This is a genomic window from Desulfobacterales bacterium, from assembly GCA_028704555.1.
In the GTDB taxonomy this organism is placed as follows: domain Bacteria; phylum Desulfobacterota; class Desulfobacteria; order Desulfobacterales; family JAQWFD01; genus JAQWFD01.
In genome coordinates, this window is the sequence record JAQWFD010000010.1 from 12,769 (window position 1) to 26,038 (window position 13,270).

Sequence of the window (13,270 nt, forward strand, 5' to 3'; positions counted from 1 at the left end):
ATAATACGGGGGTGCAGCGGGCCTTGCCGCATCCCTGTTTTTAGAGCATCTGTTTTGGGTAACTTCACGAAATACGAATACACCATAGATGAGGTATAAATATCCGTCTGATGTCATTTGAATTTTTTATAGGAAACCGCTATCTCAGAGCCAAACAGAAACAGACGTTCATTTCACTGATTACCATCCTTTCCATCGCAGGGGTGACGGTTGGGGTGATGGCCCTGATCGTCGTTATTTCTGTGATGTCCGGTTTTGAATCCGATATGAAAACAAGAATCCTCGGTGTGGAATCGCATGCGGTTATCATGCGCCACGGCGGATCATTTCTCGATTATTCCGACATCCTCCGGCAGGTGGAGAACACTCCGGGCGTCGAAGCGGTGACCCCGTTTATTTATTCACAGATTATGATTCGATCGTCTTATGGCATATCCGGCGCGGTTCTCAGAGGGATCGATCCGGCATCGGCGGATCGGGTGATAAAAAATCTGGACCGATCCGTCCTTGAAAAAATGGCCTCGATGGCTGAACAAAATCAGACGGCTGATAAAAAGATTCATATTTCCCCCATTATTCTGGGTAAGGAGTTGTCCGCGAATCTGGGAGCGCTCGTCGGGGATACAATTTTTCTGCTGCTCCCCCAGGGGATGATATCTCCTGTGGGTCATCTGCCGGCAATGAGACGGTTTGAAGTGGTCGGCCTGTTTGAATCCGGCATGTATGAATACGACAACACGCTGGCCTATGTGAATTTATCCGATGCACAGAAGATGCTCAGGATGCCGGGTTCTGTCACCGGAATCGAGATGCGGGTAAAAGATATTTATAAAGCCGGCCATATCTCTGAGGGCATTGTCAAGAAACTCGGATATCCGTATTGGGCAAAAGACTGGATGCAGATGAATCATAATCTTTTTTCAGCCCTGAAGCTGGAAAAAACAGTTATGTTCATTATTCTGGCCCTGATCGTTCTGGTGGCTGCGTTTAATATTGCCAGTACCCTGATCATGATGGTCATGGAAAAAACAAGGGATATAGCGATTCTGAAGGCAATGGGGGCGACAGATCGGAGTATTAAACGCATTTTCGTGTTCAAGGGAACGATCATCGGCTGCATCGGAACCGCTCTGGGCGTGGTTCTGGGGGTTGTCCTGTGCGTATTGCTCAAACACTATAAGTTTATCGAGCTTCCCGGCGATGTGTATTATCTGACGACGCTTCCCGTGCAGCTGGAATTTCTGGATGTATTCTTGATTTCCTGTGCCGCGGTGGCCATCTGTTATATCGCCACCTTATATCCGGCCCACAAGGCGTCCAGGCTGAACCCGGTTGAGGCGATCCGTTATGGGTGAGTTCCGGCAAAAATCCGATAATCTCATCGATAAAAATTCATCGAACCAGCTGATTCGTGTCAGAGGGCTGAGCAAGAGTTTTATCGACAGCCAGATTCGGATCGATATCCTGACCGATGTTAATTTTGATCTGGATGCGGGTGAAACCGTGGCTGTGGTGGGCGCATCAGGTATCGGAAAATCTACCCTGCTGAATATACTGGGGACGCTTGATCTGCCGGACAGGGGATCGATCTGGGTCCAGGGGAAAAATATATTTCTTCTGGACAAAGACCGGCTGGCAAAATTCCGCAACAAATGCATCGGATTTGTTTTTCAGTTTCATCATCTTCTCCCCGAATTCAGCGCAGTTGAAAATGCAATGATGCCTGCGTTGATCAACGGTTTTGATAAAAAAAAAGCCGGAGAACTGGCAGAAGCCATACTGGTACGTGTCGGACTCAAGGAACGATTACATCACCGGGTCGGTAAACTTTCCGGCGGCGAACAGCAGCGCGTGGCTCTGGCAAGGGCGCTGGTGTTGAAGCCGGTTATCCTTCTGGCAGATGAACCCACCGGAAATCTTGATCAGAAAAACAGCGAGCAGGTTCACGAGCTTCTTCTCGAGTTGAATCGAGAATTTAAGATGGCTATGGTTGTGGTTACACATAATGTAAAATTATCCGATTTAATGTCCCGGCGGGTCACCATTGTTGAGGGACAGCTGGTTGAAGCAGATTGAGGGCTTTTATGCATAGACTTGGCAAGCTGATGTGGGTAGGCCTGATTACAGGCATGATGTTATGGTTTTTGCCCGGAATATCCCATGCACAGGATTCGGTCCGGGTCATTGTGCTTCCGTTTGATATCCATGCAAAAGAGGACCTTTCCTATCTTCGGAAGGACATACCCGATGTTCTGAAACAGCAGCTGGAACAGGAGGGGGCGATTGTGATCGATATCGATCCGGCAGCCGTCCTTCCTGCGGGGGAAAAATCGGAACATTACGAAGAGATCCGAAAAATCTGTCAGCGCGCAGGTGCGGATTACATCGTCTGGGGCAGTTTTATCCGGGTGGGAAATACCTTCAGCCTGGGTGCCGGGATGCTTGATACGGTTACCGAAGCACCGCCCGTGGCTTTTTATGCCGAAGGCACAGGCATTGAAACTTTGTTCGGTAAAGTAAAAGAGCTGGCTTCTCAGGTCGGTAAAACCCTTTTCAAGCGCGAAACGGTTTTCAAGCTCCGTGTCGAGGGCAATAAACGCATAGAAGCCGATGCCATCCTCAGGAAGGTCAAGATACAGCCCGGGGACATATACCGGGCCGGACAAATTTCGGAGGATTTGAAAACGGTATACGCCATGGGATATTTTGACGATATCCGGGTGGAACTGGAAAAAGCACCAGAGGGCAATATCGTTATTTTTCGCGTAACAGAAAAACCCACGCTTCGGGCGGTTCGAATCAAGGGAAACCGGATTTTTGATACAGAAAAGATCAAGGAGAACCTGAATGTCAAGACCGGCGCTATCATCAACGAGGTCAGGATCCGGCAGGATGTGGATCGAATCGAGCAGTTTTACAAAGATAAAAATTACCATAATGTTCAGGTCGCCTACACGCTTTATCCCCAGGATAATAACCAGTCGGATCTTGAATACAATATAGAGGAAGGACAGAAACTTCGTATCCGCCAGATTGTGTTTTCCGGTAATGAAGCCTATTCTGATAATGAATTAAAAAAAATAATCAAAACATCGGAAGAAGGTTTTTTTTCCTGGCTGACGTCTGCAGGCGATTTTAAAAAAGAGGACCTGAGCCAGGACGTTGAAAAACTGACCGCTTTTTATACCAACAGCGGTTACATTCAGGCGCGTATCGGCGAACCCCGGGTTGATTTTAATCCCGATGGAATCGTTATTACCCTGAAAATTGAGGAAGGGTCTCAATACGAAGTCGGGAAGGTGGATATCGAGGGCGAACTGGTGTTACCCAAAGAGCAGTTGATGCAGAAGCTCAGTATAAAAAAAGAAAAATTTTACAACCGGGAAGCGTTGAGAAATGATATTCTTGCGCTTACCGATATCTATTCGGATGAAGGATATGCCTATGCCGATATCGTGCCCCGCGTAAGCCAGGACAGCGAAAAACGCATTGTCGATATCGTCTATACGGTGCAAAAAAACAATCAGGTTTATTTTGAACAAATTCTGATCTCCGGAAATACCAAAACCAGAGATAAAGTGATTCGACGAGAGCTTCAGGTTTACGAACAGGAACTCTACAGCGGTAAACGGTTAAAGCGCGGGGTCCGGAATCTGTATCGGCTGGATTATTTTGAAGACATAAAAGTGGATACGGTAAAGGGCAGTGCGGATGACAAGATGATATTGAAGCTGGGGGTCACGGAAAAACCGACCGGCATGTTCAGTTTCGGCGGCGGGTACAGCAGTGTCGAAAATGTGTTTATCGTCGGATCCATTGCCCAGAGAAATTTGTTTGGCCGGGGTCAGACCCTGCAGCTGAAGGCCGAACTCGGTAGCTCCACGGATCAATATACCCTCAGTTTCACGGAGCCATGGCTGTTTGATATTCCCCTGTCTGCCGGGGTTGACCTTTATAAGTGGACCCGGGAGTACGATGACTATGATAAGGACAGTACCGGTGCTGCCGTTAGATTCGGTTATCCGGTGTTTGACTACACAAAGGCTTATCTGTCATATTCGTTTGAAATAGCCGATATCACCGATATCGTGGACGATGCCTCGGTTACCATCCAAGAGCTGGAAGGTAAAAATACCACCAGCAGCATATCCGCCTCCATACGCTATGATTCCAGGGACCGGGTGTTTAATCCGACAGAAGGATCCGATCACAGCTTTACGGTTGAGCATGCCGGTGGCATACTGGGCGGAGATATCGCATTTACCAAATACCTGGCTGAAACCGGTTGGTATTGGCCTTTATTCTGGGATACGGTAGGGTTTGTCCACGGTAAGGGCGGATATGTCCAGAGCAGCAGCGGCGGAATACTTCCGGATTACGAAAAATTTTATCTCGGCGGTATCAATTCGGTCAGAGGCTATGACTGGCAGGATATTCATGCGCTTGACGATAATGGAGATGAAATCGGGGGAACCAAATTTATTCAATTTAATATTGAATACCTGATCCCCCTCATTAAAAAAGCCGGTCTGATGGGCTTAGTGTTTTTCGATGCCGGTAACGTGTACAATGATGAAGAAAGCGTGGATTTCGCCGGCTTGCATAAAAGCATCGGTTACGGGTTTCGCTGGTATTCCCCCATGGGGCCAATCCGGATCGAATACGGCTATATGCTGGACCCTGTAGAGGGTGAGGAAAGCGGCGGACGCTGGGAGTTTACCATGGGTTCCGCATTTTAACGAATGATATATTAAACAGGTATAGCAGGGGGTAACTATGAAAGTAATCAAGGCCGTTATGATTGCATCATGTTTTTTGTTTTCGGTTTGTGTGCTGAGCGTTCATGCCGCGGATGTGGCAAAAATCGGTATTGTTGATTTTCAGAAAATTCTGGAAAATTCTGATGCCGGAAAAGTTGCTCAGGCTGAGATAACAAAGCAGGGAAAGAAAATGGAAGCCGAACTCAAAAAGAAAGGGGACGAAATTGAAGAACTCAAAAGCAAGTTCGAACGTGAGTCTCTGGTGATGAGCAAGGAAAAGCGTGATGAAAAAGAACGTGAAATCAGAATCAACATCAATGATATAAAATCGATGCAGGTGAAATTCCGTTCGGATTTTAAAGTGCAGGAAAACCGTCTGGTAATTGAGATCCAGAATCAGGTATTTGATCTGGTTGAAAAAATCGGCAAAGAGGATGGTTACATGCTGATCATTGAAAAAAGAGAAGCCGGGGTTATGTATCACCCGAATTCGATCGATATCACGGACAGGGTGATTAAACGCTTCAATACGGAATATGCCAATACATCAAAACCGTGATGCGGGCTATGGTGACATCCAATGGAAATTACACTGTCAGAAATATGCGAGCGGGTTGGCGGACGGCTTCAGGGAGATCCGGATGCCGTGATTCGTGGCGCTGCTCCGTTTGATACCGCGACCGCAGAGGATATCACATTTGCAGCCGGCGCGGCGTTTTTAAAGAAAATCGATCAAACAGCGGCCGGAGCGGTGTTTGTTCCGGAGACCTTTGACCGGGGTAAAACAAATCTGATTCGGGTCAAGAACCCTCAGCTGGCGTTTACCATAGTTTTACAACATTTATATCAGCCGCCCAGACCTGCGGAAGGGATTGATTCCCGTGCCGTTGTCGGAGAAAATACGGTCTTCGGGGATCAGGTAACCCTTTGTCCGAATTGTGTGGTTGGCAACGGCGTGACCATCGGCAGTCGGGTGATACTGTATCCGGGTGTAGTTCTCGGTGATCGTGTGTCAATCGGAAATGATGTGGTGATTTATCCGAATGTATCGGTTCTCGAACGGTGCATCATCGGCAGCCGAGTGATAATCCATGCCGGCACGGTGATCGGCAGTGACGGATTCGGATTTGCTTCGGACGGTCGCGTTTATTACAAAATTCCGCAGACCGGCATCGTTCAGATTGATGACGATGTGGAAATTGGCGCCAACAATACCATTGACAGGGCAGCGTTTGACAAGACCTGGATCAAACGGGGGGTGAAGACCGACAACCTGGTCCATATCGCCCATAATGTTACTATTGGCGAGGATACAATCATCGTTGCGCAGGTCGGCATTGCCGGAAGCGTTACGGTAGGCAGGCATGTTACATTTGCCGGCCAGTCCGCAGTGGCCGGTCACCTGAGCATTGGTGATAATGCAATCATAGGACCGAGGGCCGGGATCGCCAAGTCAATTCCGGCGGGGCAGGTCATGTCCGGAGCGCCGGAAATGCCTCACCGTCAATGGCTCAGGGTGCAGCGGGTTGTCCCCATGCTTCCGGAAATGAAAAAAAAGATATCGGAACTGGAAAAACGGTTGGCCAGCCTGGAGGAAAAGGACTGAGTGCTGAGGACAGAGGGCGGAAGACTCACGACTGTATACAGAGGACTAATGGAAAAAACATTTGATATTCAAGGTATTATGAAATTGCTGCCCCATCGGTATCCGTTTCTCCTGGTGGATAAAATTCTTGAACTGATACCGGGTAAAAGCGTTATCGCTTTGAAGAATGTGACGATTAATGAACCTTTTTTCCAGGGGCATTTTCCGGGCACACCGGTAATGCCCGGGGTTCTTATTATTGAGGCGATGGCCCAGGCAGGCGGTGTGCTGGTAATGGAATCCCTGCCGGAAGATATGCGTGGCGGTGTGATTTATTTTATGGGCATTGATAAGGCAAAATTCAGAAAACCCGTTGTCCCGGGTGATCAGCTGATATTTGAAGTCAAAAGTATAAGACAGCGGTTAAGGGCCATCAAAATGTTCGGAATCGCCAAAGTCGATGATGTTATTGTCGCGGAGGCTGAACTGATGGCTACGATTGGAGACAGACCATGATACATGAAACAGCAATCATACACCCGAAAGCGGAAATCGGGCCAAATGTAAAAATCGGACCGTATGCCATTATTCGGGAAGATGTGGAGATCGGCGCCGGCACCGTAATCGGACCGCATGTGATCATAGATCCCTATGTGACCATCGGCCCGGATTGTAATATCTATCAATTTGCGGCGATCGGTGCGGCCCCTCAGTCCGTGAAATTCGAGGGCGAAAAAACTTATGTAAAAATCGGCCGGGGCACGATCATCCGCGAGTTTGTGACCGTTCATCGCGGCACCGTCTTCGGTGGCGGGTTAACGGAAATCGGGGAAGAAAATTTTCTGATGGCATATACCCATGTGGCCCATGACTGCAGACTGGGCCGGAATGTGGTTATGGCGAACAATGCAAGCCTTGCCGGTCATATTACCATTGGAAATTACGCTACGGTTGGCGGCCTGGTCGGCATTCATCAGTTTGTCCGGGTCGGCGATTACGCGTTCATCGGCGGCAAGTCCGCGGTTGTCAAGGATATCCCGCCGTTTGTTATCGCTTCCGGAGACCGTGCTACGCTCCACGGGCTCAACAGCGTCGGGCTGAAACGGCACGGATTTTCACAAAACAGCCTCCTGGCATTGAAGAAAACATACCGAATTATTTTCAGGATCGGACTGACCCTGAACGAGGCGATCGAGCGGGTTCAGGCTGAAGTCGATCAGATCCCGGAAGTCGTTAAATTCGTTAAATTCATCAAAGAATCGGAACGGGGGATTACACGATAGCATATCCGGGTGAACGGCTATAATGAAAAAAATCGGACTCATTGCGGGGAGCGGCCAGTTTCCCATAATTTTTTCCAAGGCAGCCCGTGCAGACGGCTATCGTGTATATGCCGTGGCGCATCTGAATGAAACCGATGCCAGCCTGGCCCGGCATGTCGATGATATTGAGTGGGTTCATCTCGGGCAGCTTAAACGGCTTCTCAACTTCTTCAAGAAACATGATGTTGCCCAGGCTGTTATGATGGGCGGAATCCAAAAGACCCGTATGTTCCGGGACATCCGACCGGATATCAAAGCCCTTTCACTGGTTGCGGGGCTCTTGCACACGAATGATGACGGGCTGCTCAGAGCGCTTGCAGATTTTCTTGAAAAAGAGGGCGTCCGGGTTCTTTCCGCGACATTTTTACTCCCGCACCTGCTGGCCGAGGAAGGGTGCTGGACCAAACGAAAGCCCGGCCGCGCCGAGGAAGCGGATATCAGAGTCGGATGGCGAATCGCCAAAGAAATCGGACGCCTCGATGTGGGCCAGTGTGTTGTGATCAGCAACGGCTCGGTGCTGGCGGTCGAGGCAATTGACGGGACCGATTCGACCATCAAAAGGGGGGGGCGGCTTGGCAACGGTTCCGGCGTGGTGGTGAAGGTGTGCAAACCTGAGCAGGATACCCGGTTTGATGTGCCTGCGGTTGGCGTACGGACGATCGAAACCATGAAGGATGCCGGGGTAAAGGCGCTTGCGATTGAAGCCGGCAATGCCGTTGTTTTTGACAGGCAAGAGATGATCGCCCTTGCCGACGCACACGGAATCTCTATTGTGGCGTTAAAAGAAGCTTGACGCACGGGAAGTGTGAATCAGAAAAAGACAATCTCAGTGAAGGGCATCTGGGGTGGACGCCCTTATTGTGTGCGTGATTTTGATATAATTTAAAAATTTTGGAAATAGATATGAGTAAACTTCGGGTGGGTGTTGTCGGTGTAGGGTATCTGGGCAGGTTCCATGCTGAAAAATATGCACGCATGAAAGATGTCGATCTCGTGGGGGTGGTGGATATCGACCGATCCCAGTCTGAGGAGATCGCCAAAAAGCTGTCTACCGAGGCCTATGACCGTTATGAGCAGCTGTTCGGAAAAGTGGACGCGGTCAGTATCGTTGTGCCGACATCGGATCATTTTATCGTCAGCCGGGATTTTCTCGAGCAGGATGTGGATGTCCTGATTGAAAAACCCATGACCACAACCGTGGAGGATGCCGACCGGCTCATTGAAATCGCGGAATCCCGGGGGCTGATCATCCAGGTCGGACACCTTGAACGGTTTAATCCTGCCGTCGTCGCCGTCAGGGACTTTATCAAAAAGCCGATGTTCATTGAGTCCCACCGGTTGAGTCTTTATAAGCCCCGTGGTACGGATGTCAGTGTGGTGCTGGACCTGATGATCCATGATATTGATCTGATTCTGAACTTTGTCAGGTCCGAAGTGAAAACCGTCAGTGCGGCAGGCATCTGCGTTATTTCCGCACATGTTGATATTGCCAACGCACGGCTTGAATTTAAAAACGGATGTGTTGCCAACGTGACCGCAAGCCGGATTTCCACCCGCAATGAAAGAAAGATTCGGCTGTTTCAAAAGGAAGGCTATGTTTCCGTGGATTTTGCCGGTCGGGAAATTACCGTGATCGGGAAAAATGGAGATGTTTCAAACAGCCCGGTGCCGGGTATGGGGGTCACCCGGATGTGTTTCACCCAGGGGGATGCACTCGATGATGAGCTCAAATCCTTTGTCGAATGTGTTCAAAAACGTCATGTGCCGGAGGTAAACGGACCCGTGGGCAGGGATGCATTGAAAACCGCTTTGAGTATTATGGAACAAATCCGTAAAACAAACCGGATTTATTCGAATGGATGATGCGGCGGCTCAATCCGAAAAACCCCGGACCGTGATGATCAGTGTCGGCGATCCATCCGGAGACGTTCATGCGGCCAAACTGATCCGGGCGATGCGGATCAAACACCATGGACTGGATTTCCATGGTATCGGCGGCGTCGCCATGAGACATGAGGGGGTCCGCCTGATCGCAGATTCTTCTCAATTGTCGGTCGTCGGGATTACCGAGGCCCTGCCCAAACTCAGGGGCCTTCTGAACGCACTGAAAGATGCCAAAAATCTCTTAAAACGCCTTCGACCCGATCTTCTGATTCTTATTGATTTTCCGGATTTTAACCTGCACCTGGCGGCAGGCGCCAAAAAAATCGGTGTGCCGGTTCTCTATTATATCACCCCGCAGGTATGGGCCTGGAGAGCCGGGCGGATAAAAAAAATCAGGCAGCGAATCGATCATGCGGCCGTGATTCTGCCGTTTGAAGAAACCCTTTTCAGAGCGCACAACATACCGGTTACCTTTGTCGGCCACCCCCTGCTGGACATTGAAAAGACGGCTGAAGCGGTACGGCAAAAGCAGACGCCGGTGTCAGCTTCTCCGGTGGTTGGCCTTCTTCCAGGTTCCCGTGACGGAGAAGTGACACGCCATCTGCCGGTGATGCTGGAAGCTGCCCGGTTGATTGGCAGACGGATGGAGCATGTGAAATTCATCGTTTCTGTTGCATCATCGGTTGGAAAAAACTTTGCCTGCGCCATCATCGAGCGCTTCGGGCATGGAATAAATCTGGAAACGGTTACCTGCCCGGCCGAAGATGTTTTCGGCAGGTGTACAATGGTCATTGCCGCATCCGGTACGGTGACCCTGGAAGCGGCCATTCACGGGGTGCCCATGATCATTATATACCGGGTATCACCGGTCAGCTATCTGCTGGGAAGGGCATTGATCCGGGTGCCTCATATCAGTCTGGCCAATCTGATAGCGGGAAAACAGATTGTTCCGGAATTGATTCAGCATGAGGCGTCTCCGGAAAACATAGCCGATGTTACCTGTGGCATGCTAGCTGATACGGACAGGCTCCAGCGTATAAGAAATGAACTTTTTCAGGTTACGGACGCCCTGGGCGGAGCGGGCGCTTCAAAGCGCACGGCAGCCGTTGCAGTCGATATGCTGAATTCACGGTGACGTATGAGCAAAAATAAAAATCACGCAACCCTTTCCGAATTCAAATGGAAAATAGTGGGCATTTTCGGAAAACTCATTATTGATTTGCTTTTTTTCACTACAAAAATTGAAGTGTTCGGGGTTAAAAAAGTCCGCTCCATCATTCGCAGCAGAAAATTCATATGCGTGTCCTGGCATTCCCGGTTGCTGCTGCCGAGCTATCTGTATCAGGGCCAGAACGGTGTGCTGCTGGTCAGCCAGTCGAAAGACGGGGAGATTATGGCACGGATACTTCAGCGGCAGGGCCATGAAACCATTCGCGGCTCTTCCACCCGTGGCGGTCTTCGCGCGATGTCAAAGCTGATACGGTGCCTGAAGACCGGGCAACAGCCGGGGGTTATTACGCCGGATGGTCCGCAGGGCCCCAGATTCAAGGCCCGGCCCGGAATTGTGGTACTGGCCAGAAAAACGGGACTTCCGATTCTGCCCATGGCCTACAGCGCCCGAAAAATCAAGGTGTTTTCCAGCTGGGACCGCTTTATCGCTCCATACCCATTTACCACATGCCGCTTTGCCATGGGCAATCCGATCATCGTGCCGCCGGACGCCGATAAGGCGGAACAGGCCCGGTGCCTGAACCAGGTGGAACAGGAACTGTGCCGGATCACCTTTGATCTGGACCGGTCCTTCGGACACTGTATTGACTGAGGCATCGCGCCGAAAGAGTCATTCTGCTGCTCCGGGATTTTTTTGAATTCAAGCCGCACTGACACAGCTGCTTTACCCTTTTGCCTCAATTAAATTGCAACCGTCGAGGGATGATGACGAACATGCTGATACGAAAAATTAAGAGTCGCCACAGAATATTGATCAGAATGGTAAGCCACAGCTGGTCCAAACTCGTTATGGCCATGGTATGCATGATCATCGTGGCCGGGTCAACATCGGCAACGGCATTTCTGGTCAAGCCGGTCCTGGATGATATCTTTTTTAAAAAGAATTTGACCATGCTCAAGCTTGTTCCGTTTGTGATTGCCATTATGTATGTGATCCGCGGGGCGGGTATGTACGGGCAGGAATATTTTATGAGTTATGTGGGTGAGGATATCATCCGGAAATTGAGAAATAATCTTTACAGCCGCATCCAGGACCTGTCGCTGGCGTTTTTTTATAAGGAGAAAACCGGTGTTCTCATGTCCCGTATCACCAACGATGTCAATATCATCAAGCAGATGGTCGCCACGGCCGTTACCAGCTCTCTCAGAGATATATTTACCATTATCGGGTTGACGGGCGTTATTTTTTACAGGGATTGGAAAATGGCCCTGTGCGCTATCGTGGTTTTACCCGTCGCATTTTACCCGGTATACGTGTTTGGACGGCGGGTCCGCCGGGTGAGCACCGGATGCCAGGAATCCATGGCGAACCTGAGTTCTTTTTTGCATGAGACATTTGCCGGAAATAAGATCGTCAAGGCGTTTGGAATGGAGGATTATGAAAAACAGCGCTTTTATGACAGAACGTCAAATCTGTTTCAGCTTGAGATGAAAGCGGTTGTCGCCAAATCGATTTCATCTCCCATCATGGAGTGCCTTGGCGGAATCGGGATTTCGTTTATCATCTGGTACGGGGGATATAAGGTCATCAACGGCACATCCACCGCAGGAACTTTTTTTTCATTTATGACCGCGGTGCTGCTGCTCTATGATCCGGTAAAAAAGCTGAGCCATCTGAACAATTCGGTCCAGCAGGGCCTTGCCGCTACAGACCGGGTGTTTGATATTATTGAGAAAGAATCCGATATCAAGGAGTCTGAAACTCCGGTGATAATCACCCGCGGCCCGCATCGGGTCACTTACAGGGACGTATCGTTCCAATACGATGGGACTGACGATTCCATGGTGTTAAAGGGGCTGAATCTCGATGTGAAGCCCGGCGAAATCATCGCTCTGGTCGGTACGAGCGGCGGCGGGAAGACCTCTCTGGTCAATCTGCTTCCCCGATTTTATGATGTTTCGGGGGGCGGGATTTTTATCGATGGGATCGATATCCGGAACGCTTCCATTGCGTCCCTCCGGGACCAGATCGCCATGGTGACACAGGAGCCCATTTTGTTTAACGACTCGGTCGGCAGCAACATCGCCTACGGAAATCCGGATGCAACTGCCGCTCAGATCGAAAAGGCGGCAAAAGCCGCCTATGCCTACGATTTCATACAACATCTGCCTCAGAAATTTGATACCAGTATCGGAGAGCTGGGCAGCCGGCTCTCGGGAGGGGAAAAACAACGGATCTGTATTGCCCGGGCGCTGCTGAAAGATGCTCCTGTGTTGATCCTGGATGAAGCGACTTCCGCCCTGGACGCCGAATCCGAAATGCTGGTTCAAAAGGCCCTGGAAAATCTGATGAAGGGCCGGACCACCTTTGTCATTGCTCACCGGCTGGCCACCATCGGTTATGCGAACCGGATCATCGTGATCGTAGACGGACGGATCGTGGAAGAAGGCAGCCATGACCAGTTGCTGGCGCTGCGGGGGGAATACCACAAGCTTCACCAGATGCAGTTCTGCAACGGACAGTAAAGGCTCATGCGCATTATACGTTT

12 protein-coding genes are annotated in these 13,270 nt (G+C 50.0%); all 12 read left to right on the forward strand.

Translation table 11 applies throughout. The annotated features are described in order from the left end of the window. Positions 1 to 110 precede the first annotated feature (110 nt). On the forward strand, positions 111 to 1,355 hold the full coding sequence (locus tag PHQ97_05430) for a lipoprotein-releasing ABC transporter permease subunit (GenBank protein MDD4392177.1): 1,245 nt from the start codon (positions 111 to 113) through the stop codon (positions 1,353 to 1,355). Next, positions 1,348 to 2,076, forward strand: coding sequence for an ABC transporter ATP-binding protein (locus PHQ97_05435; protein MDD4392178.1), 729 nt, complete (start codon positions 1,348 to 1,350; stop codon positions 2,074 to 2,076). Before PHQ97_05430 ends, PHQ97_05435 begins: the two co-directional genes overlap by 8 nt. Positions 2,077 to 2,084: 8 nt before the next feature. Beyond that, complete coding sequence (bamA, locus tag PHQ97_05440) at positions 2,085 to 4,739, forward strand: outer membrane protein assembly factor BamA (protein MDD4392179.1); 2,655 nt, start codon at positions 2,085 to 2,087, stop codon at positions 4,737 to 4,739. Positions 4,740 to 4,776: 37 nt separating this feature from the next. Continuing rightward, a complete protein-coding gene (locus tag PHQ97_05445; protein MDD4392180.1) occupies positions 4,777 to 5,319 on the forward strand; it encodes an OmpH family outer membrane protein in 543 nt (180 codons plus the stop codon). A gap of 21 nt (positions 5,320 to 5,340) precedes the next feature. Beyond that, a complete protein-coding gene (gene lpxD, locus PHQ97_05450) occupies positions 5,341 to 6,366 on the forward strand; it encodes a UDP-3-O-(3-hydroxymyristoyl)glucosamine N-acyltransferase (protein ID MDD4392181.1) in 1,026 nt (341 codons plus the stop codon). 48 nt (positions 6,367 to 6,414) lie between these two features. Then, complete coding sequence (fabZ, locus tag PHQ97_05455) at positions 6,415 to 6,861, forward strand: 3-hydroxyacyl-ACP dehydratase FabZ (protein MDD4392182.1); 447 nt, start codon at positions 6,415 to 6,417, stop codon at positions 6,859 to 6,861. Beyond that, entirely contained in the window at positions 6,858 to 7,628 is a 771-nt protein-coding gene (gene lpxA / locus PHQ97_05460; protein MDD4392183.1) for an acyl-ACP--UDP-N-acetylglucosamine O-acyltransferase, read from the forward strand. Before fabZ ends, lpxA begins: the two co-directional genes overlap by 4 nt. A 22-nt stretch (positions 7,629 to 7,650) precedes the next feature. Further along, the gene (lpxI, locus tag PHQ97_05465; GenBank protein ID MDD4392184.1) at positions 7,651 to 8,460 is read left to right on the forward strand and encodes a UDP-2,3-diacylglucosamine diphosphatase LpxI; all 810 of its coding nucleotides are present in this window, start codon (positions 7,651 to 7,653) and stop codon (positions 8,458 to 8,460) included. 110 nt (positions 8,461 to 8,570) lie between these two features. Beyond that, positions 8,571 to 9,530 carry a Gfo/Idh/MocA family oxidoreductase gene (locus PHQ97_05470; GenBank protein MDD4392185.1) on the forward strand — a complete coding sequence of 320 codons (960 nt, stop codon included), beginning with the start codon at positions 8,571 to 8,573 and terminating at the stop codon, positions 9,528 to 9,530. Next, positions 9,523 to 10,686, forward strand: coding sequence for a lipid-A-disaccharide synthase (lpxB, locus tag PHQ97_05475; protein MDD4392186.1), 1,164 nt, complete (start codon positions 9,523 to 9,525; stop codon positions 10,684 to 10,686). Before PHQ97_05470 ends, lpxB begins: the two co-directional genes overlap by 8 nt. A gap of 3 nt (positions 10,687 to 10,689) precedes the next feature. Further along, positions 10,690 to 11,373, forward strand: a complete 684-nt coding sequence (locus tag PHQ97_05480) for a lysophospholipid acyltransferase family protein (protein MDD4392187.1) — start codon at positions 10,690 to 10,692, stop codon at positions 11,371 to 11,373. A 122-nt stretch (positions 11,374 to 11,495) separates the two neighbouring features. After that, the gene (msbA, locus tag PHQ97_05485) at positions 11,496 to 13,247 is read left to right on the forward strand and encodes a lipid A export permease/ATP-binding protein MsbA (GenBank protein ID MDD4392188.1); all 1,752 of its coding nucleotides are present in this window, start codon (positions 11,496 to 11,498) and stop codon (positions 13,245 to 13,247) included. Positions 13,248 to 13,270 lie beyond the last annotated feature (23 nt).